General features: G+C 60.6%; 24 protein-coding genes and 1 pseudogene. 19 read left to right on the plus strand and 6 right to left on the minus strand.

Annotated elements, in window-relative coordinates:
- Positions 1-254 precede the first annotated feature (254 nt).
- Entirely contained in the window at positions 255-1,430 is a 1,176-nt protein-coding gene (locus tag Q0O99_RS11850) for a serine hydrolase (RefSeq protein WP_293751743.1), read from the minus strand.
- Between the two features lie 142 nt (positions 1,431-1,572).
- Between Q0O99_RS11850 and Q0O99_RS11855 the strand changes: the two genes are divergently transcribed.
- The 4 genes from Q0O99_RS11855 (at position 1,573) to Q0O99_RS11870 (ending at position 2,946) form a co-directional block, all read left to right on the plus strand.
- Entirely contained in the window at positions 1,573-1,932 is a 360-nt protein-coding gene (locus Q0O99_RS11855; RefSeq protein WP_293751745.1) for a MerR family transcriptional regulator, read from the plus strand.
- The gene (locus tag Q0O99_RS11860) at positions 1,929-2,336 is read left to right on the plus strand and encodes a PaaI family thioesterase (RefSeq protein ID WP_293751747.1); all 408 of its coding nucleotides are present in this window, start codon (positions 1,929-1,931) and stop codon (positions 2,334-2,336) included. The genes Q0O99_RS11855 and Q0O99_RS11860 overlap by 4 nt, the downstream gene beginning before the upstream one ends.
- Positions 2,337-2,428: 92 nt before the next feature.
- Positions 2,429-2,686 carry a type II toxin-antitoxin system Phd/YefM family antitoxin gene (locus tag Q0O99_RS11865; RefSeq protein ID WP_293751850.1) on the plus strand — a complete coding sequence of 86 codons (258 nt, stop codon included), beginning with the start codon at positions 2,429-2,431 and terminating at the stop codon, positions 2,684-2,686.
- The gene (locus tag Q0O99_RS11870) at positions 2,683-2,946 is read left to right on the plus strand and encodes a Txe/YoeB family addiction module toxin (RefSeq protein WP_293751749.1); all 264 of its coding nucleotides are present in this window, start codon (positions 2,683-2,685) and stop codon (positions 2,944-2,946) included. The genes Q0O99_RS11865 and Q0O99_RS11870 overlap by 4 nt, the downstream gene beginning before the upstream one ends.
- Positions 2,947-2,979: 33 nt before the next feature.
- On the opposite strand, the gene Q0O99_RS11875 is transcribed toward Q0O99_RS11870, so the two are convergent.
- Positions 2,980-3,378: a glutathione S-transferase N-terminal domain-containing protein gene (locus Q0O99_RS11875; protein ID WP_293751751.1), complete on the minus strand. Its 399-nt coding sequence runs from the start codon at positions 3,376-3,378 to the stop codon at positions 2,980-2,982.
- 83 nt (positions 3,379-3,461) lie between these two features.
- Complete coding sequence (uvrA, locus tag Q0O99_RS11880; protein ID WP_293751753.1) at positions 3,462-6,377, minus strand: excinuclease ABC subunit UvrA; 2,916 nt, start codon at positions 6,375-6,377, stop codon at positions 3,462-3,464.
- 174 nt (positions 6,378-6,551) lie between these two features.
- Here uvrA and Q0O99_RS11885 point away from each other — a divergent pair.
- From Q0O99_RS11885 to Q0O99_RS11940, 12 genes and pseudogenes are all read left to right on the plus strand, one after another.
- A pseudogene (locus Q0O99_RS11885) lies at positions 6,552-7,744 on the plus strand (MFS transporter).
- A 105-nt stretch (positions 7,745-7,849) separates the two neighbouring features.
- On the plus strand, positions 7,850-8,356 hold the full coding sequence (gene ssb, locus Q0O99_RS11890) for a single-stranded DNA-binding protein (protein ID WP_293751755.1): 507 nt from the start codon (positions 7,850-7,852) through the stop codon (positions 8,354-8,356).
- A 275-nt stretch (positions 8,357-8,631) separates the two neighbouring features.
- Positions 8,632-8,820 (plus strand): hypothetical protein, encoded by a 189-nt coding sequence (locus Q0O99_RS11895; RefSeq protein WP_293751757.1) that lies wholly within the window; start codon positions 8,632-8,634, stop codon positions 8,818-8,820.
- Positions 8,811-9,770 carry a LysR substrate-binding domain-containing protein gene (locus Q0O99_RS11900; protein ID WP_293751759.1) on the plus strand — a complete coding sequence of 320 codons (960 nt, stop codon included), beginning with the start codon at positions 8,811-8,813 and terminating at the stop codon, positions 9,768-9,770. The genes Q0O99_RS11895 and Q0O99_RS11900 overlap by 10 nt, the downstream gene beginning before the upstream one ends.
- Before the next feature lie 152 nt (positions 9,771-9,922).
- On the plus strand, positions 9,923-10,678 hold the full coding sequence (locus tag Q0O99_RS11905) for an SDR family oxidoreductase (protein WP_293751761.1): 756 nt from the start codon (positions 9,923-9,925) through the stop codon (positions 10,676-10,678).
- A 32-nt stretch (positions 10,679-10,710) separates the two neighbouring features.
- Positions 10,711-12,153: an FAD-dependent tricarballylate dehydrogenase TcuA gene (tcuA, locus tag Q0O99_RS11910; RefSeq protein WP_293751763.1), complete on the plus strand. Its 1,443-nt coding sequence runs from the start codon at positions 10,711-10,713 to the stop codon at positions 12,151-12,153.
- Positions 12,140-13,306, plus strand: coding sequence for a tricarballylate utilization 4Fe-4S protein TcuB (gene tcuB / locus Q0O99_RS11915; protein WP_293751765.1), 1,167 nt, complete (start codon positions 12,140-12,142; stop codon positions 13,304-13,306). Before tcuA ends, tcuB begins: the two co-directional genes overlap by 14 nt.
- Before the next feature lie 110 nt (positions 13,307-13,416).
- Positions 13,417-14,601 carry an ABC transporter substrate-binding protein gene (locus tag Q0O99_RS11920; RefSeq protein WP_293751767.1) on the plus strand — a complete coding sequence of 395 codons (1,185 nt, stop codon included), beginning with the start codon at positions 13,417-13,419 and terminating at the stop codon, positions 14,599-14,601.
- Between the two features lie 18 nt (positions 14,602-14,619).
- A complete protein-coding gene (locus tag Q0O99_RS11925) occupies positions 14,620-15,534 on the plus strand; it encodes a branched-chain amino acid ABC transporter permease (RefSeq protein ID WP_293751769.1) in 915 nt (304 codons plus the stop codon).
- Positions 15,535-15,546: 12 nt separating this feature from the next.
- Complete coding sequence (locus Q0O99_RS11930; RefSeq protein WP_293751771.1) at positions 15,547-16,503, plus strand: branched-chain amino acid ABC transporter permease; 957 nt, start codon at positions 15,547-15,549, stop codon at positions 16,501-16,503.
- Positions 16,500-17,255, plus strand: coding sequence for an ABC transporter ATP-binding protein (locus Q0O99_RS11935; protein WP_293751773.1), 756 nt, complete (start codon positions 16,500-16,502; stop codon positions 17,253-17,255). Before Q0O99_RS11930 ends, Q0O99_RS11935 begins: the two co-directional genes overlap by 4 nt.
- 2 nt (positions 17,256-17,257) lie before the next feature.
- Entirely contained in the window at positions 17,258-17,959 is a 702-nt protein-coding gene (locus tag Q0O99_RS11940) for an ABC transporter ATP-binding protein (protein WP_293751852.1), read from the plus strand.
- A 25-nt stretch (positions 17,960-17,984) separates the two neighbouring features.
- On the opposite strand, the gene Q0O99_RS11945 is transcribed toward Q0O99_RS11940, so the two are convergent.
- Positions 17,985-18,884 (minus strand): LysR family transcriptional regulator, encoded by a 900-nt coding sequence (locus Q0O99_RS11945; RefSeq protein WP_293751775.1) that lies wholly within the window; start codon positions 18,882-18,884, stop codon positions 17,985-17,987.
- Between the two features lie 102 nt (positions 18,885-18,986).
- On the opposite strand from Q0O99_RS11945, the gene Q0O99_RS11950 reads away from it, so the two are divergent.
- Together Q0O99_RS11950 and Q0O99_RS11955 are read left to right on the plus strand one after the other, a co-directional pair.
- Positions 18,987-20,309 carry a Rieske 2Fe-2S domain-containing protein gene (locus tag Q0O99_RS11950; protein WP_293751777.1) on the plus strand — a complete coding sequence of 441 codons (1,323 nt, stop codon included), beginning with the start codon at positions 18,987-18,989 and terminating at the stop codon, positions 20,307-20,309.
- Positions 20,310-20,325: 16 nt separating this feature from the next.
- On the plus strand, positions 20,326-20,952 hold the full coding sequence (locus Q0O99_RS11955) for an aromatic-ring-hydroxylating dioxygenase subunit beta (RefSeq protein ID WP_293751779.1): 627 nt from the start codon (positions 20,326-20,328) through the stop codon (positions 20,950-20,952).
- 43 nt (positions 20,953-20,995) lie between these two features.
- On the opposite strand, the gene mnmA is transcribed toward Q0O99_RS11955, so the two are convergent.
- Positions 20,996-22,186, minus strand: coding sequence for a tRNA 2-thiouridine(34) synthase MnmA (gene mnmA / locus Q0O99_RS11960; RefSeq protein WP_293751854.1), 1,191 nt, complete (start codon positions 22,184-22,186; stop codon positions 20,996-20,998).
- A 38-nt stretch (positions 22,187-22,224) separates the two neighbouring features.
- On the opposite strand from mnmA, the gene Q0O99_RS11965 reads away from it, so the two are divergent.
- On the plus strand, positions 22,225-22,974 hold the full coding sequence (locus Q0O99_RS11965) for a lytic transglycosylase domain-containing protein (protein ID WP_293751781.1): 750 nt from the start codon (positions 22,225-22,227) through the stop codon (positions 22,972-22,974).
- Between the two features lie 180 nt (positions 22,975-23,154).
- On the opposite strand, the gene Q0O99_RS11970 is transcribed toward Q0O99_RS11965, so the two are convergent.
- Positions 23,155-23,649 (minus strand): NUDIX hydrolase, encoded by a 495-nt coding sequence (locus Q0O99_RS11970; RefSeq protein WP_293751783.1) that lies wholly within the window; start codon positions 23,647-23,649, stop codon positions 23,155-23,157.
- Between the last annotated feature and the right edge of the window lie 60 nt (positions 23,650-23,709).

The raw sequence follows: 23,709 nt of genomic DNA on the forward strand, positions 1-23,709 counted from the left end.
CGGCATAAGTGGTGCGGTGCAGCGGGCCGTGCGTCTCACGCGAGACGATTTCCTGGTCACCAAACTGCGCAGCGGCGTGCTCGAGGATGCCCGAAATGAGCAAAGGGCGATTCATCATGAGGCCGGATGTGGACATGGTTTGTCTCCAAAAAGTGATTGATTTTTGTAGGTCGGTGGCTTCAGCCCCGACATGGCGGTGGCGCGGCAGATTCATGTCGGGGTTAAACGGAGCTAAGGCCGCCGACCTACCGAATTCAGACCAGCGCCGCATACACCAAGTCGCGGAACAAGGGCCGATAGTAATCCCGCTGGTTGGGTGCCTGGACCATCAGCAGCGCATACAGGTCGAGCGTCGGGTCCACAAAGAAAGTGGTGCCTGCGATGCCGCCCCAGTAATACAAACCCACCGAGCCAGGCACAGGCGACAGACCCAATTGCGTGCGCACCGCAAACCCCAAACCAAAGCCGTGGCCGGGTGGCAGCAAGGTGCCGTCGGACGGCATGCCGCCCAGGTGGTCCGCTGTCATGAAGTCCACCGTGTGCGGGCCGAGCAGGCGCACGCCGTTCAATTCGCCCCGGTTGCGCAGGCACTGCAAAAAGCGGGTGTAGTCCATGGCGGTGGACATCAGGCCACCGCCACCGGCTTCCATGGCGGGCACTTGGCGCGGCTCCAGCACTTTCATCGGCACGCCGCCGTCAGGATCGTGCGCAAAAGGTTCGGCAATGCGGTGCTGCTGATCGGGCGGCACGGCAAAGCCCGTGTCCACCATGCCCAATGGGCCCAAGATTTCGGCTTGCAGGAAGGCACCCAGGCCTTGCCCGCTGACCACCTCCACCAGCCGACCTAGCACATCGGTGGCGCGGCTGTAGGCCCACACGGTGCCGGGTTGAAACTGCAGTGGCACAGCGGCCAGCGTTTGCGAGAACTCGGCGTTGGTGCGCTCGCGTGAGGCGATCTTCACCGCGCCGTATTGGCGCTGCACGGGCGAGTCGCCCAAAAATTCATAAGTCAGCCCCGCCGTGTGGCGCAACAGGTCTTGCACCGTTACCTCTTGCCTAACAGGCTCCAACCCGCTGGCCGTGGCCACCTGCTGGTTGGCGTATTCGGGCAACCAGCGGCTGACCGGGTCACTCAAAAGCAACTGACCGCGCTCCATCAGCATCATCACCGCCACCGACACGACCGGCTTGGTCATGGAATAAATGCGGAAGATGCTGTCGGTCTGCATGGGTGCGCCCGTGCCAGGGTCTTGCTGGCCCACGGCTTCGAACAAGCCGATCTGCCCGCGCCGGGCGATCATGGTCACCGCGCCGGGTAACCTGCCACTGGCCACTTCGTGGCGCAGCACGTCCATCAGGCGCTGGGTCCGATCGGGGCAAAGGCCGATATCGGTGGGTTGGGCGTGGGGCAAAGGTGTTTGGGCAGTCATGAATGGCTCCGGTTGAAGGGTGTTTTGTACACCAGTGACCGCTGAGGGGGTATCGCCTGCGGCGCAGCAGTCACTTTGGCTTGTCGCCCATGCGTCAGAGTCCATAACCCTCGCGCAGTGCGAGCCTTGCTAGACTGAATTCATGCGCATTTCAGAACTCTCTGCCAAGACCCAGGTGTCGGTGCACCGCTTGCGGCGCTACGAGGCCGACGGCCTCATTGAAAGCCAGCGACTGCCCAATGGTTACCGTGTGTACGACGAGAAAACCTTGAAGCACGTCATCTTCATCGCCATGTCTCGGGAGATGGGTTTCTCACTGCCCTTGATTGCCGAGTATTTGCCGCGCTTCAAAGCGGGCAAGTTGTCAGCACAAGACATGATCGACGCGATCCTGGCGCGTGTGGCCGAGATCGACCAGCTGATCAGCGAGCAACAAGCACTTCGTCAAAAACTGATGGACCACATCGGGTGGTTCAAAACCCAAGCCAGGAGAAAACCATGAGCCCACTGGAGATGCTGAAAAAAATCAACGCCATGGCCGAATTCAACCGCTGGTGCGGCATCGAGGTGACGGTGGCCGAACCCGGCTTTGTGGAAATCCAGATGCCCTGGCGTGCAGAGGTGGGTCAGTACTCGGGTTATTTGCACGCAGGCTTGATTGGCACACTCATCGACACCGCCTGCGGCTTTGCAGCCGGGACCGTGGCGGGGCCGAATTTGTTGGCTGCCCACTTTTCGGTCAACTGCTTGCGCCCCGCCGTGGGCCAAAAGTTCATTGCCCGAGCGCGGGTGGTCAAACCCGGCAAAGCACAGGTGTTCACCAGCTGTGATTTGTTTGCGGTGGATGCAGGGGGCGAGAAGCTGGTCGCGAACGGTCAGACTTTGCTGACGGTGATCGCAGCCTGAGAGATGCAGCGTGGCCAATGCCCTTGAATGACCATTGCCGCCAAGGGGCTGGAAAAGCTACCATACTTGTCCAATTTATTGAACAAGTCACCATCAGGCGAATCATCAGTTACTCAGAGGCCCGCAATGGTTTGAAGGCTGTTCTGGACGGCGTAGAAAACGATGCCGACATCACCATCATCACCCGCCGAGATGGCGGTGACGCGGTGGTCATGTCCATGGCGCACTACCAGAGCATGGCCGAAACCTTGTACTTGCTTTCGAGTCCCGCCAACGCAGCGCACTTGGCGGCATCCATTGCCGAGCATAAAGCCGGCAAAGCCAAACGACGTGAACTGATCAACCCATGAGCCGAGGGATTGCCTTCACCTCGCCTGCCTGGACCGATTATGTGTATTGGCAAGGGCAAGATAAAAAGACGCTCAAGCGAATCAATCTGTTGATCGATGCCGTCAGGCGCGACCCCTTTCAAGGTATCGGCAAGCCCGAGCCATTGCTGGGTAATCTGTCAGGCTATTGGTCACGTCGCATCGACGACGTGCATCGACTGGTCTATGCCGTGGACGATTTGGAGCTGACCGTGATTGCCTGTCGGGGGCATGACCAGTAAATGTTTTTCAACTTGTAGCGATGGCCCTGGCCCTTAAGCTGCAGGCGTTGCAAAGCGCTCGCGCAAATACGCCACGATCTCGGTCGAGTCTTGCAGCCACCGGGTTTGGCCATTGGCTTCGTTGATTTGCAGGCAAGGCACTTTGGTGGCCCCGCTGCCTTGCAGCAAGGCGTTGCGATTGTCTGTGTGGTGCTGGGCGTCGCGCTTTTCAATGGGCAGCGACAGGCGGCGCATTTCCTGGCGCACCTTGATGCAAAACGGGCAGGTGCTGAACTGGTACAGCGCCAGGCTTTGGCATTGTTGATCGACCGCGGCTTGTGCGGCGGGTGCACGTTGCACGCCAACCGGTTGGGTCAGGCGTTCTTTCAACAGCATGACGGGGCCCAGCACAACGCGCAGGGTTCGGAAGAAAGCACGGATGACAGTTCTCATGATGACATTCAATGGTTCAAAAGTGGTGGGAAATCTAATGGGTGTGAACTGAGCAAGGGGCAGGGGTGAAGGCGCGGCGCTTTCTAAAGCAAGCGCTTTAAATAGTGCCCTGTGAAGCTCGCCTTGTTTTTGGCCAGCTGCTCTGGCGTGCCTTCGCCCAGCACCGTGCCGCCGCCCGCACCGCCTTCTGGGCCCATGTCGATCAGCCAGTCGGCGGTTTTGATGACGTCCAGGTTGTGTTCGATGATGACGATGGTGTTGCCCGCGTCGCGCAGCTGGTGCAGGACTTTGAGCAGCAGGTCGATGTCGGCAAAGTGCAGGCCGGTGGTGGGTTCGTCCAGAATATAGAGCGTGCGGCCCGTGTCGCGCTTGGACAATTCCAGCGCGAGCTTGACGCGTTGCGCTTCGCCGCCCGACAAGGTGGTGGCGCTTTGGCCGAGGCGGATGTAGGTCAGGCCCACGTCGAGCAGGGTTTGCAACTTGCGCGCGATGTTGGGCACGGCGCTGAAGAACTGGTGCGCGGCTTCCACCGTCATGTTCAGGATCTGCGCGATGTTCTGGCCCTTGTATTGCACCTCGAGCGTTTCGCGGTTGTAGCGCATGCCATGGCACACGTCGCAGGGCACATACACATCGGGCAAAAAGTGCATTTCCACTTTCACCATGCCGTCGCCCTGGCAGGCTTCACAGCGGCCCCCACCCGACGATGCGCTCACGTTGAAACTGAAGCGTCCGGGGCCGTAGCCGCGCTCACGGGCCGCGGGCACTTCGGCCATCAGCTCGCGGATGTGGGTGAACAAACCCGTGTAGGTGGCCGGGTTGCTGCGTGGCGTGCGGCCAATCGGCGACTGGTCCACGTTGATGACTTTGTCGAAGTGTTCCAGGCCCAAGATGGCTTCGTGCGCGGCGGCCTCATCGTGGGCGCGGTGAATTTGGTGCGCCGCTGCGGTGTAGAGGGTGTCGTTGACCAAAGTGGACTTGCCCGAGCCGGACACGCCCGTCACGCAGGTCAGCAGGCCCACTGGGAATTTCACATTCACACTTTTCAGGTTGTTGCCCGATGCGCCCACGATCTCGATGAAGTCCTTGGCCGCTTTGTGGCGTTTGGGGATCTCGATTTTTTTGCGGCCCGACATGTACTGGCCCGTGACCGAATCGGGCGCGGCCAGGATGTCGGCGCAGGTGCCTTGCGCCATCACGCGCCCGCCGTGCACGCCCGCGCCCGGCCCCATGTCGATCACATGGTCGGCCACGCGGATCATGTCTTCGTCGTGCTCGACCACCAGCACGCTGTTGCCGATGTCGCGCAGGTGTTGCAGCGTGCCGATCAGGCGGTCGTTGTCGCGCTGGTGCAGTCCGATGCTGGGCTCGTCCAGCACGTACATCACGCCCGTCAGGCCCGAGCCGATCTGGCTGGCCAAGCGGATGCGTTGCGACTCGCCGCCTGACAAGGTGTCGGCGCTGCGGTCCAGGCTCAAATAATTCAGGCCCACGTCGTTTAAAAACTTCAGGCGCAAAGCGATCTCGCGCACCACCTTGTCGGCAATCTCGGCCTTGGCCCCGTGCATTTTCAGACCCTGAAAATACTGTTGCGACTCGCCCAGCGTGATGTGGCTGATCTCGTAAATCGCGCGGGCTTGCGCGCCTTCGCCAATGCGCACATGGCGCGCCTCGCGCCGCAGACGCGTGCCCTGGCAGCTGGTACAGGCCTGCATGTTGCGGTAACGCGCCAGGTCTTCGCGCACCACGGCCGAGTCGGTCTCGCGGTAGCGGCGCGTCATGTTGGGGATGATGCCTTCGAAGGGGTGCTTCTTGCTGATCTTTTTGCCTTGCGAGGCGCCAGACTCCATCACGTAGCTGAATTTGATCTCTTCATCGCCCGAGCCGTTCAGCAAAACCTGCTGGTGTGCGGGTGCCAATTTTTCAAAGGGCGCCTCGATGTCGAACTGGTAATGCTTGGCCAGGCTTTCGAGCATGCTGAAGTAAAAGCCGTTGCGCCGGTCCCAACCCTTGATGGCGCCACTGGCCAGGCTGAGCGAGGGAAAGGCCACCACCCGCTCCGGGTCGAAAAACGCCATGCTGCCAATGCCGTCGCAGGTGGGGCAAGCGCCCATGGGCGAGTTGAATGAGAACAGGCGCGGCTCGAGCTCGCTGATGGAATAGGTGCACACCGGGCAAGAGAACTTGGCGTTGAACAGGTGTTCTTTGCCCGTGTCCATCTCCAGAGCCACGGCGCGGTGTTCGGCCAGTTGCAGCGCCGCTTCAAAGCTCTCGGCCAGGCGCTGGCGCAGGGCGTCGCGTGCTTTCGCGTCTTCTTCTGACCTGACTTTGATGCGGTCCACCACCACGTCGATGTTGTGCTTCTCGGTTTTCTTGAGTGTGGGCAGTTCATCTACCTCTACCGTCTGGCCGTTGATGCGAAAGCGCACATAACCCAGGGCCTGCATTTGCTCAAAGACTTTTTCAAACTCGCCTTTTTTCTCTCGCGCAATGGGGGCCAGGATCATCAGCTTGGTGTCTTCGGGCAGGGCCAGCACAGCGTCCACCATTTGGCTCACGGTCTGCGCTTGCAGGGGCAGGTCGTGGTCGGGGCAATACGGCGTGCCTGCGCGGGCAAACAGCAGGCGCAGGTAGTCGTGGATCTCGGTCACCGTGCCCACGGTGGAGCGTGGGTTGTGGCTGGTGGCTTTTTGCTCGATGGAAATCGCGGGCGACAGGCCCTCGATCAGGTCCACATCGGGCTTGTCCATCAGCTGCAAAAACTGCCGCGCATAGGCCGACAGGCTTTCCACATAGCGGCGTTGGCCTTCGGCGTACAGCGTGTCAAAGGCCAGGCTGGACTTGCCCGAACCCGACAAGCCGGTGATCACCACCAACTGGTTGCGCGGGATGTCGAGGTCGATGTTTTTCAGGTTGTGGGTGCGCGCCCCGCGAACGCTGATGTGGGTTTGCCGCAGCGCTGACGCCAGATACCGCGAGGGTTCGGGTTCGTCAGGCAAAAGAGGGGAGTCAGCAAGTTTCACGGCGGCGGTCAGATCGGCAAAACCTTTGATTATCCCCGCTGGGGCATTGACAGGCACTGGGTGCTGCCAATCAAGGACAATCGCATGCTTCATTTCCCCTGTTTTGGGCTTTGTTTGGCCGACCTTTCGCAGACATCTTCTTATTTAGATATGACGCCCACCGAGCGGCGCGCCAGTGCTTCTCTGGGGGGCATTTTTGCTTTGCGCATGTTGGGGCTGTTTCTGGTTTTGCCGGTGTTCGCCCTGGAAGCACGCCGATACCCTGGGGGCGAAGACCCCCTTTGGCTGGGTCTGGCCATGGGAATTACGGGCTGACGCAAGGCCTGTTGCAGTGGCCGTTGGGCATGGCTTCGGACCGTTTTGGGCGCAAGCGGGTGATCGTGCTGGGCCTGGTCGTTTTTGCCTTGGGCAGTTTTTGGGCGGCTGCCGCCACCGATCTGACGCACCTGCTGTTGGGGCGCAGTTTGCAAGGGGCAGGGGCCGTGTCGGCGGCGGTGACCGCCTTGCTGGCCGATTTGACGCGGGACGAGGTGCGCACTCGGGCCATGGCCCGGGTCGGCAGCACCACCCTGCTGATGTTGGCACTGTCTTGGGTGGTGGCCCCTGTGCTGACGGTCTGGATTGGCTTTTCTGGGCTGTTCTGGTTGACCGGAGTGCTGGCGCTGGTGGGCGTGGGGGTGGTGATTTGGTGGGTACCTTCGGCACCGCCGGCACCGCCTCTGGCGCCGGGACAAGGGCGTGGGCGGCTGGCCGATGTGCTGGCCCATGCTGATTTGATGCGCCTGAATCTGGGGGTGTTTGTGTTGCACGCGGTGCAATTGGCCATGTGGGTGGCGGTGCCGTCCTTGCTGGTGCAGGCGGGCCTGAACAAGGCGCTGCATTGGCAGTTGTATTTGCCAGTGGTGCTGCTGTCCTGGTTGTTTTTAGGCGTGGTGGTTGCCATGGAACGGCAAGGACACTTGAAAAAAGTGTTTTTGCTCTCCATTGGCCTGATCGCTGTGGTGCAGGTGGGTTTGTTGGTGCAGTCGCTGGGCACGCCCAGCCTCGGCGGTCTGGCCGTCTTGTTGCTGGTGTTTTTCTGCGGCTTCAATGCGCTGGAGGCGACCCTGCCCAGTCTGGCCTTGCTCATCGCACCCCAGGCCTCGCGTGGTGCGGCCCTGGGGGTTTACACCACCGTGCAGTCTTTGGGCTTTTTTGTGGGCGGTCTGGTGGGCGGCTGGGTGGTCAAATCCTGGGGAAGCCCGGTGCTGTTTTTGAGCTGTGGCGCGGCCATGCTGCTGTGGTTGCTGCTGGCCTTGCCCATGCGAAACCCAGTTCGGGGTGTGCCTGTGGTGCAGACCTGATGGGTCAGTAAGGGGTGGGGCATGGGGCCGACTCCCGGGCCTTGGTCTGGGGGCGATTGGCCGCATAAGATTGGCCGCATAATTGGGCATCATTGAGGAGTTTTCATGGCATCCGTCAACAAAGTCATCATCGTCGGCAACCTGGGAGCCGACCCTGAAACCCGTTATTTGCCTTCGGGCGATGCGGTCACCAGCATCCGAGTGGCCACCACCGACCGCTACAAAGACAAGCAAACAGGGGAGATGAAAGAGGCCACCGAGTGGCACAGCATCAGCTTTTTTGCCAAGCTCGCCGAGATCGCGGGCCAGTACCTGCGCAAGGGCAGCCAGGTGTACGTTGAGGGCAGCCTGCGTACACGCAAATACACCGACAAAAATGGCGTCGAAAAATACGCCACCGACATCCGCGCCGACAGCATGCAGATGCTGGGCAGCCGCCAAGGCATGGGCGGTCCGCCCGAAGATGGCGGCAGCGGTGGGGGGGGCGGTGGTGGTTATGCCCCCCGCCAGGCGCCTGCGCGTCCAGCGGCTGCGCCTGCGCAGCGCCCAGCCGCTGCGCCCAAGCCAGCGGCCAGCAACTTCGATGACATGGACGACGACATCCCGTTCTGAAATTCGGCCGCTGCGCCGGGCGCGGATCCGTGCTCGAACCCGTGGCTCACCCCACGGGTTTTTTTATCGACCCCATTCCCCCATGACCGAACGAGCGTCCGCTTCTTTTTTTCATCCCCTGTGTTTTGCCTGGCTTCTGGCTACGCTGCGCAGCCTGATGCAGGGGCAACTTTTGTTGCCCAAAGGGCCAGTGCCTTGGCCCCCAACCCTTGTGGATCAGGCCCCGCCTTGGGGCTACGCCTGAGCGCAATGGCCAGTTCGGTCAAAATCGGGTCATGCAAGACCTCACCACCTGCTCACGGTCGCCCGATGGCGCTCAGCCGCGCGCACGCCACCACCATGCTGGGCTCACCAGCCCCAACGCCAGCTTGCCCCCGCTTGCCGATGCTGCCCAGGCGCTGGCACCACGATTTGCCGATTCACGCCTAGGCGCAGCCCCCCAGTGCCTGTTGCCATGGAACTGAGGCAATTGCGTTATTTTGTGAGGGTGGTCGAGCTGGGCAGCATCAGCCGCGCCGCGCTGGACTTGAACTTGGTGCAGTCGGCCTTGAGCCAACAAATTACCAAGCTCGAAGGCGAGTTGAGCACCCGCCTGTTGCAACGCAGTCCCCAGGGTGTGACGCCCACCGAGGCGGGCGCGGCTTTTTTCACGGAGGCGCAGCTCACGCTGCGCCATGCCGAACAGGCCGTGCGTGCTGCGCAGCAGGCACGGCTGACCGGTACGGTGAGCGTGGGCCTGGCCCCCACCACGGCGGCGGTGTTGGGTTTGCCCTTGATGCAGGCCATGCGCGAGCGTTACCCGGATGTGCGCCTGCACATGGTCGAGGGTTTGTCGGGTCACTTGTCGACCATGCTCAATGCGCGGCAACTGGACTTGGCCGTGCTGTTTGACCTGCCGATGGGCGCCAGCCCGTCGGTGCAGGCGGCCCGCCGCTGGAGTGTGCTGCCCCTGATCGAAGAGGATATTTTTTTGATCAGTGCACGGCACACCAGCAAGCCCGGGGTGCCGACCTCTTTGCGCATGGCCCAACTCAAGGACCATCCCCTGATTTTGCCCACCGGTCCACACGGATTGCGCAGCACGCTGGACGCCGCTTTTTTGCGCGCCAAACTCAAACCCCTGGTGGCGCTGGAGGTCGATTCCCTGGCCATGCTGATGGACGCCGTGCAGGCGGGCATGGGTGCCACCTTGCAGCCTTGGGCCGCTGTGGCCCGGCAAGGCGATGCTGCCCAGTCTTTGCGCATGGCGCGCATCACCGATCACCAGGTCAAGCGCAGCAATTGGCTGTGTGGTTTGTCTGAGGGTGAGTTGTCTACCGCCGCCTTGGCCGCGCGGGTGGTTTTGCTCGACTGCGTGCGCACCCTGGTGGGGAGCGGCGCTTGGCAGGGCGCAGCACTGAGCCCGCAGGCCTGAGGGTCAGTGCCGATGCCGACCGGTTGGGCGCCGGAACAAACTGGGCCTGCTTAGGGGGTTCACGACTTGTGATGGCCCCATGCCTGCCAGGGGCTGCGCAAGGGCGTATGGCGTGGCTAAAGTCACATCACCATCATTTTTCAAAGACAACCATGGACTTGCAACTCAAAAACAAATCCGCCTTGGTCACCGGAGCCAGTGTGGGCATTGGGCGCGGCATTGCCAAAGCCTTGGCCGCTGAAGGCGTGCGCGTGGCCGTGTCGGCCCGTCGTGTGGACAAACTGCGTGAGCTGGCCGATGAGATCGTGGCAGCCGGCGGCCATGCCCCCGTGATCATCGAGTCGGACCTGTACGCCGACGATGCGGCCAAACGCTTGACCGATGCGGCTTTGGCGGGTTTGGGCAGCGTGGACATTTTGGTGAACAACGCTGGCGGTTCACGCAGCTTCAAAGAGCTGCATGTGAGCGAGGAAGCTTGGCAAGAGGCCATCACCTTGAACTTTCACCGTCCGCGCCAAGTGGCCGATGCCCTGATTGACCAGATGATTGAGCGCCAATGGGGCCGGATCATCAACATCACTGGCAAGAGCGAGCCCGAGCACACCAACGGCGCGTTTTGCGCCAAGGCGGGCATGCACAGCTGGGCCAAAGGTTTGTCGCGCATGGTAGGCAAGCATGGTGTGACGGTCAATTGCGTGCCGCCCGGCCGTATCCATTCCGAGCAAATTTTTCGCAACTACACGCCTGAATACCGCCAGTGGCAGTGCGACAACGAGATCCCCATGGGACGCTACGGCGAGCCCGAAGACATGGCCAATTTGGTCACCTTTTTGGCATCGCCCTTGGCCAGTTACATCACCGGCGCCGTGATTCCTGTCGACGGCGGATTGCGCAAGTACCAGTTCTGATCCAGCTTGGGCACAGTGCCCTGAAAGTGTTTATGACGGTGGATGTTTTGGTGATTGGCGGTGGCAACGCCGCGCTGTGCGCAGCGCTCATGGCCCGCGAAGCCGGGGCCAGCGTGATGCTGCTCGAATCGGCACCGCGCGAGTGGCGCGGCGGCAATTCGGGCCACACGCGCAATCTGCGTTGCATGCACGATGCGCCGCAAGACGTGTTGGTCGATGCCTATTCGGAAGAAGAGTTCTGGCAAGACCTGCTCAAGGTCACGGGCGGCTTGACCGACGAACATCTGGCCCGGCTGGCGATCCGCCACTCGGCCACTTGCCGGCCCTGGATGGTCAAGCATGGTGTGCGTTTTCAGCCTTCTTTGTCGGGCGCTTTGCACACGGCGCGCACCAACGCGTTTTTCATGGGCGGGGGCAAGGCCTTGGTGAATGCCTTTTACCGCAGCGCCGAAAAACTGGGTGTGCAGATCCACTACAACGCCGAGGTGGATAACGTCGAATTGGACGAGGGCCGTTTTGTGGCCGCATCGGTCATGCACAAGCAGGCCGATGGCAGCGTGCGGCGCGAACGCATCGAGGCCCGTGCCTGCGTGTTGGCTGCGGGGGGCTTCGAGTCCAACCGTGAATGGTTGCGTGAGGCTTGGGGCCAAAACGAGCGCGGCGAATACCCGTCCGACCAGTTTTTGATTCGCGGCACGCGCTTCAACCAAGGCGTTTTGCTCAAACACATGCTCGAGCAGGGGGCAGACCGCATTGGTGACCCGACGCAGGCGCACATGGTGGCCATTGATGCGCGCGCGCCTTTGTACGATGGCGGCATTTGCACCCGCATCGATTGCGTGTCCTTGGGCGTGGTGGTCAACCGCGAGGCCCGGCGTTTTTACGACGAAGGCGAAGACTTCTGGCCCAAGCGCTACGCCATTTGGGGCCGTTTGGTGGCGCAGCAGCCGGGCCAGTTGGCCTATTCCATCATCGACGCCAAGGCCGTGGGCCGCTTCATGCCCCCTGTTTTTGAAGGCACAAAGGCCCAAAGCCTGCCCGAGTTGGCCCGCAAGCTGGCCCTGGATGAAGCGACTTTCATGCAAACCCTGAACGACTACAACGCGGCCTGCCGCGTGGGCACCTTTGACCACACGGCGCTGGACGATTGCCACACCGAAGGGGTCGCGCCCGCCAAGACCCACTGGGCCCGGCCGCTGGACATTGCGCCTTATTACGCCTATGCCGTCAGACCCGGCGTGACTTTCACCTATCTGGGCTTGAAAACCGATGAGACCACCGCTGTGCGATTCAACGACCAGCCCAGCCCCAACCTGTTTGTGGCGGGCGAAATGATGGCGGGCAATGTGCTGGGCAAGGGCTACACCGCGGGGGTGGGCATGACGATTGGCACGGCCTTTGGCCGCATCGCGGGCGAACAGGCGGCCAAAGCGGTCATGGCCCAGAAAGAAGGCGCTTTCCATGCAAACGCTTGAAGCTCTGACCCAGGATGCCCGAGCGCTGGCGCGTGGCGAGATGACCGCGCCCGAAGCCGAAGTGGCGCGGCAAATGCAAATTTGCAATGGCTGCCGTTATTGCGAGGGCTTTTGTGCGGTTTTCCCGGCCATGACGCGCCGCTTGGAATTTGGCAAAGCCGATGTCCATTACATGGCCAACCTGTGCCACAACTGCGGCGCGTGTTTGCACGCCTGTCAGTACGCGCCGCCGCATGACTTTGCCATCAATGTGCCTAAGGCCATGGCCCAGGTGCGCGGCCAGACCTATGCCGACTACGCCTGGCCACCGGCCCTGGGTGCTTTGTACCAGCGCAATGGTTTGACCTTGTCGGTGGCCTTGGCGTTCGGATTGGCCTTGTTTTTGGCGCTGGCCATGCTGCGCCAAGGCACGCTGTGGGGCGCACCGGTGTCGGGCGGCTTTTATGCGGTGTTTCCGCACAACCTGATGGTGAGCCTGTTTGCGCCCATCTTCTTGTTTGCTGTGCTGGCGCTGGCACTCGGTGTGATGCGCTTTTGGCGCGATGTCACGCCCGCCACCAGCGGGGCGGGTTTGACATCCCCCGCTGCGGCCGAGGCCACGCACGCTGCGCTGCAATTGAAGTACTTGGACGGTGGACACGGCGAAGGCTGCCACAACGAAGACGACGCCTGGACGCATGCCCGCAAACGCTACCACCACCTGACCTTTTACGGCTTCATGTTGTGTTTTGCCGCCACCAGTGTGGCCACGCTGTACCACTATGTGCTGGATTGGCCAGCGCCTTACGACTTGACGACTTTGCCCAAGCTGCTTGGCGTCATTGGCGGGGTGAGTCTGACGGTGGGCACAGCTGGGTTGTGGCGCTTGAACCTGCGACGCCACCCAGACCATGGCGATGCGGCGCAAAAGCCCATGGACCGGGGGTTCATCGCCTTGTTGTTTCTGGTCAGCGTGACTGGCTTGTTGTTGTGGTTGCTGGGCCAAACGGCTGCCATGCCGTTGATGTTGGCGGTGCACCTGGGCGCGGTGATGGCCTTGTTCCTGACTTTGCCGTACGGAAAATTCGCACACGGTATTTTCCGCATGGCCGCTTTGCTGCGCTTTGCCATCGAAAAGCGGCAGCCCAATCGGCTGGGTCTGGGCGGTGAATGAGTCAAAAGGGTAAACCCTCATTCATGGCGGGTTGATTTTTGGCACAGAATGGGACTTGCCTTCTTTGAGATGGCTTTTTTCTTTTTTGATGGTTTTGCCAGGAGTCATTCATGCGTTTTCCGGTGATCAAAAGTCTGTTGACGGTTTCCATTTTGGCGGCTTTGGCCTGTGCCCCTGCCCTGGCGCAGGACAAGGTCAAAATCGGCTTTGTCAGTACCCTTTCCGGCCCTTCGGCGGCTTTGGGTGTGGACATTCGCGATGCCTTCATGCTGGCCGTCAAACTCAACGGCGGCAAGCTCGGCGGTCTGTCTGCCGACGTGTCGATCTCGGACGACCAGTTCAAACCCGACGTGGGCAAGCAGCTGTTCGAGCGCTATGTCAAGCGTGACAAGGTCGACTTTTTGACCGGCGTGGTGTTCTCCAACATCATGCTGGCGGGTTTGCCTGAAGCGGTGAACGCCAAAACGATTTACCTCAGCCCCAACGCGGCACCCTCGCCGATTGCAGGCGCGCAGTGCACACCTTATTTCTTTGCCGTGTCCTGGCCCAACGACGCCTACCACGAGGCTGCAGGCCAATATGCGACCAATCTCAAGGTGAAGTCGGCTTATTTGCTGGCCCCCAACTACCAGGCGGGCAAGGACTCGCTGGCCGGCTTCAAGCGATTTTTCAAGGGCAATGTGTCGGGTGAGGTTTACACCAAACTCGGCGAGCTGGATTATTCGGCCGAATTGGCGGCCATCCGTGCGGCCAAGCCCGAAGTGGTCTACACCTTCCTGCCCGGAGGCATGGGCATCAACTTCATCAAGCAGTTCATGGCCGCTGGCCTGAACAAAGACACCCGTTTGATCCAGCCCGGATTTGGCGCTGACCAAGACGTGATCCGTGCCGTGGGCAACGACATGCTGGGGGTGTTTGACACCGCGCATTGGGGCCTTGACCTGCCCAACGAAGCCAACAAGAAATTTGTGGCTGAGTTCGAAAAAGAATACAAGCGCCTGCCCACCATTTACGCAGCCCAGGGCTATGACACAGCATTGCTGATCGATGCCGCTGTGCGCGCGGCCAACGGCAAGATCGACGACAAAGAGGCCTTGATCAAGACCCTCAAGACCGTTAAGTTCAATTCGGTGCGTGGCGATTTCCGGTTCAACACCAACCAGTACCCGATCCAGAACTATTACCTGCGCGAGATCGTCAAGGACGGTCAGGGCCGCCTGGTCAACCGCATCGTGGGCCAACCTTTGCTGGTCAACCATGGTGACGCCTACGTCAAAGACTGCCCCATGAAGTAAGGACGCTCGCGTCTTCTCATGACTGGAATTTTGCTGTTGGAGCAGGCCTTGAATGGCCTGCAGTTCGGTTTGATGTTGTTCCTGCTGGCCTCCGGGCTCACGCTGGTCTTCGGCATCATGGACATGATCAACCTGGCCCACGGCGCCCTCTACATGGTGGGGGCGTTCCTGACGGCCTGGTTGGTTCAGTTGACCCAGTCGTTCTGGCTGGGTGTGGTGTTGGCGGTCATGCTCACAGCCGTGATAGGCATGGTTCTTGAAGCCACTTTGCTGCGAACGCTGTATGCCCGCGATCACCTGTCCCAGGTGCTGGCCACCTTTGCCCTGATCCTGATCATCAACGAATCCGTGCGCATGATCTGGGGCTCCGATCTGCCTTTGTCCATGCCAAAAGCTTTGTCTGGCCCGGTGGAGTTGTTGCCTGGCTTGCGCTACCCGAGCTACCGGTTGGTGATCATTGCCGTGGGCCTGGTCATTGCGCTTTTGCTTTACCTGATGGTCACTCGGACCCGCATGGGGGCCTGGGTGAGGGCGGGGGCTTCGAACCGCGAGATGGCCATGGCCATGGGCATCAATATTCGGCGTTTGTTCACCGGGGTGTTTGGCATTGGCGCTGCCCTGTGTGCGGTGGCGGGGGCCATGCTGGGGCCGCTGCTGGCGGTCCAGGTGGGCATGGGCGAGAACATTCTGATTCTGGCTTTTGTGGTCATTGTGATCGGCGGCATCGGCTCGGTCTGGGGCGCATTTGTTGGCGCCATTCTGGTGGGCTTTGTCGACACCGTGGGGCGCACCTTGCTGCCCATGTTGTTCCGCGAAATTTTCTCGCCCCAGTTCGCCAGCGCGGCGGGGCCTGCGGTGGCGTCGATTGCGGTGTACCTGCTGATGGCGGTTGTGCTGTTTGTCCGTCCTCAGGGACTTTTTTCCGGTCGTTGAGGCACGGGTGCAATGAACCACAAAACACCTTTCTGGGTCTGGGGCCTGGTGCTGGCGGGGGCGATCGCCTTGCCCCTGTTTTTGCACGCGCGAGACATGGATTTTTACGTCAGCATGCTCAGCCGCATGATGATTTATGGCATCGCCGCTTGCAGTCTCAACCTGATACTCGGTTACGGGGGCCTCGTGTCTTTTGGGCATGCGGCCTTTTTGGGGATCGGGGCTTACACGGTGGGCATTTTGATCACCGAAGGCGTCACCAATGGCTGGGTGGGTTTTGCCATCGCCATGGGTTTGTCGGCTTTGGTGGCCGCCATCATCGGTGCCATTTCGCTGCGCACACGGGGGGTGTACTTCATCATGATCACCTTGGCCTTTGCCCAGATGATTTATTACCTGGTCAACTCCATCAAAGCCTATGGGGGCGACGAAGGCTTGAACATCAAGCAGCGCTCGGACTTCGGTCTGGGCTTGGACCTGAAAAACGATGTGACTTTTTATTTCGTTGTCCTGTTTGTGCTGGTGCTGAGCTTGGTGCTGATTTCCCGCATCATGGCCTCACGCTTTGGCCGTGTGATTTTGGCGATACGCGATGACGATGTGCGCGTCGATGCCATCGGGTTTGCGTCTTACCGCTACAAATGGGTGTTGTTTGTCATTGCCGGTACCCTGGGGGGATTGGCGGGTGCCTTGATGGTCAACCATCAGAACTATGTCAGCCCGAACCTGATGCACTGGACCCAATCGGGCATCCTGATGGTCATGGTCATTCTGGGTGGCGTGGGCACGCTCACGGGCGGTCTGTGGGGTGCACTGGTGCTGCTGATTTTGGAGGATGTGCTGGCCGAATACACCTTGCATTGGCAGTTTTATGTGGGCTGGTTTCTGCTCGCGGTGGTCTTGCTGGCCCCCAAAGGACTGGCAGGCTTGCTGCGCCGCAAGTCGACCCGCAAAGGAGGGCACGCATGAACGAAGGAGCCTTGCTGCAGGTGAATGACCTGGTCAAAAATTTTGGTGCCTTGCGGGCCACTGACCACGTCACGTTGGATGTGCAACCCGGCGAAATCCATGCCTTGATTGGCCCGAACGGGGCGGGCAAGACCAGCTTGGTGGCGCAGTTGTCTGGCCACCTGCCTAGCGACAGTGGGCAGATTTTTTTCGATGGCCAGGATGTCACCGCATTGCCCACCCACGCGCGCGTGCGCAGCGGCTTGGCCCGCTCGTTTCAGATCACCCGCTTGTTCAAGTCGTTCACGGTACTGGACAACGTGGCGCTTTCGGTGCAAGCGCGCAGCGGCAACAATTTTTCTTTCTGGCGTCCGGTGCACTCAGAAAAAGCCTTGACGGTGCAGGCCATGGCCGCGTTGCACGAGTTGGGTTTGCAGGACCGGGCGCAGGACCCGGCCAGCGAACTTTCGCACGGCGAGCAGCGTATTTTGGAGCTGGGCCTGGCCGTGGCCACGCAGCCCAAGTTGCTGTTGCTGGACGAGCCCATGGCAGGTGCCGGGCCGGTGGAGTCCGAACGCATCCTCCAGCTGATTCAGAAGCTGCGCGCCGACGTGGCCATTTTGTTGATCGAGCACGACATGGACGCGGTGTTTCGCCTGGCCGACCGCATCTCGGTGATGGTCAATGGCGCTTTGATCGCCACCGGCACACCGCAGGCCATTCGGCTCAACCCGCAAGTGGTTGCCGCTTACCTGGGTGAGGAGCACGCATGAGTTTGCTGCAAGTGCGCGATGTGCAAGCCGCTTATGGTGAAAGCCAGGTTTTGTTTGGCATGGGCCTGAGCCTGCAGCCTGGCGAGGTCATGGGCCTGCTGGGCCGCAACGGCATGGGCAAGACCACCTTGATCCGCAGCATTCTGGGGCTCAAGTCGGTCAAATCTGGGCAGGTGATTTTTGATGGCCAGGACATCACCAACGTGGCGGCCGATCGGGTGGCGCGGATGGGTCTGGCGGTGGTGCCTGAAGGTCGGCAAGTCTTCCCCAATTTGTCGGTGGACGAGCACCTCACGGCGTTTGCCAGCAACCGCCACCAAAGCCGCACGCCTTGGACGCCTGTACGGGTTTACAACCTCTTTCCACGTTTGGCCGAGCGCCGTGCCAACATGGGTTCGCAATTGTCGGGCGGCGAGCAACAAATGCTGGCCATTGGACGGGCGCTGGTCACCAACCCACGCCTGATGATTTTGGACGAGGCCACCGAAGGCTTGGCGCCCTTGATTCGGGAAGAAATCTGGCGCTGTTTGCGTTTGTTGCGCGAGGAGGGTCAGACCCTGATCGTGGTCGATAAATACGTCAACCGCTTGGTGGAGATTGCCGACCACCATGTGATCCTGGAGCGCGGCCAGGTGGCTTGGGCGGGCAATTCCCAGAAGCTTAAGGACCATCGCGAGCTGTGGACGCGCTATTTGGGTGTTTGAGGTATGTGGGGTGAGCGGTTGAAGCTCAAAAGTTTTTGGCCACCGACTTCACCGCCGCCAGCAGCCGTTGGCTGGCCGGGCTCATGGAGCCCTTGCGTCTGCGCGTGATGCCCACCTGCCGGGCCCACTGGTTGCCCGAGGCTTGAAGCGCCAGGAGCTGGCCTGCACGGACTTCCCAGTAAATCAATTCTGCCGGAATGAAGGTGAGGGCGTCGCTTTGCATCACCATGGATTTCATCAGCACGGTGGAGGTGGTTTCGACTTGGGCGGTCGGAGGCTCCAGGCCTTGCGCCACAAAGTATTCGTCAAATGCCAGTCGCTCGAGCTCACGCTTTCGTGGCAGGACCCAGGGGTACGGGGTGAGCATCTCGGGGGTGACCCTTTTGTGTTGCGCCAGGGGGTGTCCGGTCCGGGCGACCACGGTGGCCGTTTCGGTCAACAGGCGTTCGTGGGACAGGTCCGGATCGGTGGCGCGCGCGGGCACCGAGGACAAGGCGAAATCCACCTCGCCTTGTTTGACCCAGGGCATCAGGGCCTCGTTCAGCCCGTACAACACCGTGACCTGGATCTCGGGTTGGTCTTGGGCCAGTGCCTGCAGCGCCAGGGGCAACAAGCGGGTGGCTTCGGTGGGGCCGCATCCCATCAGCACATGGCCACGTTGTGCGCCGCGCATGGCCTGGATTTCGCCGACCGCATTGCGCATTTCCGCCTCCATCACCTGGCCGTGTTGCATCAGGGCCTGCCCAAAAGGTGTCACGCTGACCCCGAAGCGCCCGCGTTCGAGCAGCCGCACGCCCAGGGTTTTTTCCAGCGACTTGATGCTTTTGGACAGGGCCGGTTGGGAAATGTCCAGCGACGCGGCGGCTTCGGTCATGTTGCCCAAGCGCGCGGCTGCCAGAAAGAGCTGAACTTTTCGGTAATCCATAACCCATGGTAATGGAAAAAGCATGGCAGGTTGTAGGTCAAGCGATTGGACTTTGTTAACTTGAGGGCCGACATCCACCCCGAAGCCTGCCAAGGAGTTTTCATGCAACCGATCGATTTGGCGAACCTGGTTCAACCGGACCGCGTTCATAAAAGTGTCTACACGGATCAAGCGCTGTTTGATCTGGAGATGGAGCACATTTTTGAGAAAGCCTGGGTCTACTGCGGCCATGAATCACAGGTCAAAGAGGTGGGGGATTACTTCACCATGCAGATTGGCCGTCAACCGATGGTGATGGTGCGTGACACTGACCGCAGTGTGCGCGTGCTCTACAACCGCTGTCCGCACCGGGGCGTTGAGCTGTGTGGCAACCAAAGCGGCAACACGGGCAAGGGTTTTGTCTGCTCGTACCACGCCTGGAGTTTTCACCTCAATGGCAAAGTCAAGGCCATCCCCTTGGTCAAGGGCTATGACGGCACCCGCATGCACACCGACGATGCCGATTGCAGCATGGTGCCGGCCGCCCGTGTGGACAGCTACCGTGGCTTTGTGTTTGCCAGCCTGGGCAAGGAAGGCCCGAGTCTGATCGACTTTTTGGGTGATGCAAAAATAGCGTTTGACGACATGTGCGACCGCTCGCCTGTGGGCGAGGTGGAAGCCGTACCGGTGTGCCACCGGGTGGTGCAGCACTCCAATTGGAAGTTCTTCATGGAGAACCAGCTCGATGCCTTGCACCCTTCGGTCACGCACCAGTCCACCGGGGTCTCGGCCCGCCGTGTGGAGCAGCGCCTCAAGAAAGACAAAGGCTCGGCCCCCTTGTTTTTCCATTACCTGTCGACCTTTGCCTCTAGCTTTGACCAGTGGGATTCGGTGCAGACGGTCAACTTCAAATACGGTCACGGCATTTTGAAGGCTTATATGGGCCTGCGCCCCACCGACCCGGACACGGTCGAATACGAGGCCTTGATCAAGAAAGCCTATGGCGAAGAAAAGGGCGAGGAGTACCTGGCGCGCAGCATCCACCATGTGCTGATCTACCCCTATTTGTCGGTGCAGTCGCCGCTGCAGCAACTGCGTTGCTTGCGCCCGATGGCGCCCAACAAGACGCTGTCCGAGATCTGGCATTTCCGCCTCAAAGGCGTGCCCGAGGCGATTTACGAGCGTTCGCTGTGGTATTTCAACCTGGTCAATTCGCCCGCCACCATGATCAACGCAGACGATCTGGAAAATTGGACCAAGGGCCAGCTGGGTCTGGAGTCCAAAGGCGGCGAGTGGGTGAGCTTTCACCGCAACTACGGGGGCGACACCGAAAAAGACGGCGTGCTTTATTCGAACAACGGCACCAGCGAAGTGGTGATGCGCAACCAGTTCATCGCCTGGGAGTCGTACATTCGCGCTGCCATTCAACCCAAGGCCACGGCCTGAACAGGAGTCATGATTCATGCAACCCAAAGAAGTCAAAGAGGCCCTGGGCACGGGTGTGGTGATCGAAGCCATCCAGTCCATGTCGGGTGCCGAGTCCATCGCGCCCGACCACTTGGGCCGTGGGCGCATGCCCAGCCAGGGCTACATCCCCAAAGCCATTGCGGTCGATGCCGGTTTGCGTCGCCAGGTCGAAGAATTGCTCTTCCACCAAGCCGCCTTGCTTGACAACAAGGCCTGGGGCGAGTGGGCCGAGTTGTTCAGCGAAGACGGCGTCTACTGGATGCCCTCGACCCCGCTGCAAACCGACTGGCGGCGCGAGGCCTCCATCTTTGCAGAAGACCGTTTGCTGATGGAAGTGCGCATGGGCCGATTGCTGCACCCCAATGCCTGGTCGCAAGCGGCGCAATGGGGTACCAACCACATCGTGGGCAACATCGTGATTGAAGCGGCCACGCCCACCACCATGGAGGTCTGTTCGCGCTTTCAGATGATGGAGATGCGGCGTGACCAAGTGCGCCATTTCGGCGGCAGTTACCGCCACACCCTGGTCAAGCAAGGCGAAGACTGGAAGATCCTGTTGCAGCGCGTGGACATGACCAATGGCCAAGCCGCTTACGACTACGTGATCCAGGCTTGGGTGTAAGCCATCAGAGTGAGACGCACTGCCGTGAAGACCTGCACCAGACTCAAGTCTGGGTGGTTTTCCGGCTGGCAATGACGCCGCCGCCCAGGCACACCTCGCCGTCGTACAGCACAGCGCTTTGCCCGGGCGTGACGGCCCATTGGTCTTGTGCAAAGTCCAACTCAAAGCCCAGTTCAGAGCCCACTTGTCCCTCTGCCAGGTGCAGGGGGCGGTAGCGGCAAGGCGCATCGGCTTGCCGGTAACGGGTCTTGGCGGCGTAGGCCCCGGGCGCAGGGGGCTGGCCTGCGCACCAACTCAGATCGGTGGCCTGCAGTTGCGGCGACAACAGCCAGGGGTGGTCGTGGCCTTGCACCACCCACAAGGTGTTGTTTGGGATGTCCTTGTGGGCCACAAACCAGGGTGAGTGCTCGCCCGCGCCACGCAAGCCGCGCGCCTCCAGGGCTTTCATGTCGTCACCTTTGGCCTTGATGCCGCCAATGCCCAAACCTTGACGCTGGCCCAAGGTGTAAAAGCTCAACCCCACATGTCGGCCAATGCTGCGGCCTGTGGGGTCCTTGATCGGGCCCGGTTCCTTGCTGATGTAGCGGTTTAAAAAATCGCGGAAGGGCCGCTCGCCAATGAAACAGATACCTGTGGAGTCTTTCTTTTTGGCATTGGGCAAACCGATCTTTTCGGCAATGCGGCGCACTTCGGTCTTGTGCAACTCGCCCACCGGAAACAGGGTTTTGGACAGCTGGGCCTGGTTCAGGCGGTGCAGGAAATAGCTTTGATCTTTGCTGGGGTCCAGGCCCTTGAGCAGCTCAAAAAGACCGCTGGCAGTGTTCTGCCGCACGCGGGCATAGTGGCCGGTGGCGATTTTTTCGGCCCCCAGGCGCATGGCGTGGTCCAGAAATGATTTGAATTTGATCTCGGCGTTGCACAGGATGTCCGGGTTGGGCGTGCGTCCGGCTTGGTATTCGCGCACAAACTCGGAAAAGACCCGGTCCTTGTAGTCGGCTGCAAAATTGACGTGTTCGATCTCGATGCCCAGCACATCGGCTACGGCAGCGGCATCCACAAAGTCAATGTTGGACGAGCAGTATTCGCTGTCATCGTCGTCTTCCCAATTTTTCATGAAGATGCCAATCACCTCGTGGCCCTGTTGTTTGAGCAGGTGGGCGGTAACGGCAGAGTCGACGCCGCCGGACAAGCCGACGACCACGCGTGAAAAGTGTGACATGACCGAATTATCCAGCGCACGGTGCCACGGTCAGCGGTTGGCGAAAATTTATAATGCGCAGTTGGTTCAAATTCATGACCTTGCATTGCACATGGTGCCTCCCCATTCGAACTTTCTTGCGCGACACGGCGCGAGGCCTGTTCATCGTGACCCACAGTGGCTTGGCCATGGTGGGCCTGAGCGTGGCAGCCTTGCTGGTGGCGTTGTGGTGGCAGCCCCATTGGTTGAACCAAGCTGAAAGGGCACTTTTTGATTGGTTGCGCGATCGCCAGGTGTTGATGTCTTGGTTGCCTGAAAACACCGCCGAGCGTGCCACCGCGGTTGACTTGAATGCTTTGCCCCAGTCCCAGGCGGCCGTGGCGCAGTGGTTGGGCCGCAAATACAAAGTGGCCCCGGAGCCTTTGGCCGCGCTGGTGGCTGAGGCGCATGTGCTGTCCAAAAAGAGCAAGCTGCCGCCCCATCTGATCTTGGCAGTGATGGCCATCGAGTCCAATTTCCACCCTTACGTGCAAAGCCAAGCCGGTGCACAAGGGCTGATGCAAGTCGTCACCGGCATTCATGCCCAACGCTACGAAGCCTATGGGGGCAAATTGGCTGCTTTTGATCCCATCAGCAATTTGCGTGTCGGTGTGGGCGTGCTGTCGGACGCCATCAAACTTCGGGGTGGCTCCATCGAAGACGGCCTCAAGTTTTATCTGGGGGGCTACGAGCTGACCGAAGACGGCGGCTATGTGGCCAAGGTGCTGGCGGAGCAGGCCTTGCTCGATCAGGTGGCTGCAGGCGTCATCGTGCCGGTGCAGTGAGTCAAATCAATCTGGGCTGACGGCCATGGTGCTGGTGTGGCTTCCAAGGGCGGCTCTCCGGTAACCCCCCAGGCAGGAAAGGTGATGAAGCTGCCACCTACGGCGAAGGAATTGATCACGCCTGCGGCGAAAGCGGTCACGCCCGTTAGCCGCCGCAGTGCTTCGGCGGGCAGGCTGCGCTCATGTTGACAGAGGGGGTAAATCGGCCACGGCCGGGTCGGTGTGGATCACACCCATTGGAAAGCGTTGTCCGGCCAGGTGGTCTTCGATGCAACGCAACACCAGGGGGCTGCGGTGTCGCTCAGTGCTGGCGCGCACTTCCTCGGGTGTCATCCACAGCGTGCGCACGATGCCCTCGTCCAGACTCAAATGGGGTTGCAGCTCGCCGATGTCGCCGCAAAAGGCCATGCGCACATAGGTGATGTCTTCGCCCGTAGCCGGTCGCTGAAAGCGTGAGAGGTAAATGCCCACCAACGCGGTGGGCGTGAACGGCTGGGCCGTTTCCTCCAGCGCTTCGCGTGCGCAGGCTTGCGCGGGCGATTCGCCGGGGTCCAGGTGCCCAGCCGGGTTGTTCAGGCGCAAGCCCTCTTGGGTGTGCTCTTCGATCAAGAGGTAGCGACCATCACGTTCGATGATGGCGGCCACGGTGACATTGGGTTTCCAGCGTGTGTCCATGACCTCCATTATCCTTGGCCCAACTTGTCAAAATGCCTGGCATCCCCGCTTTGGCACCCA

This window comes from Limnohabitans sp. Rim8 (assembly GCF_945901735.1).
GTDB lineage: Bacteria > Pseudomonadota > Gammaproteobacteria > Burkholderiales > Burkholderiaceae_C > Limnohabitans_A.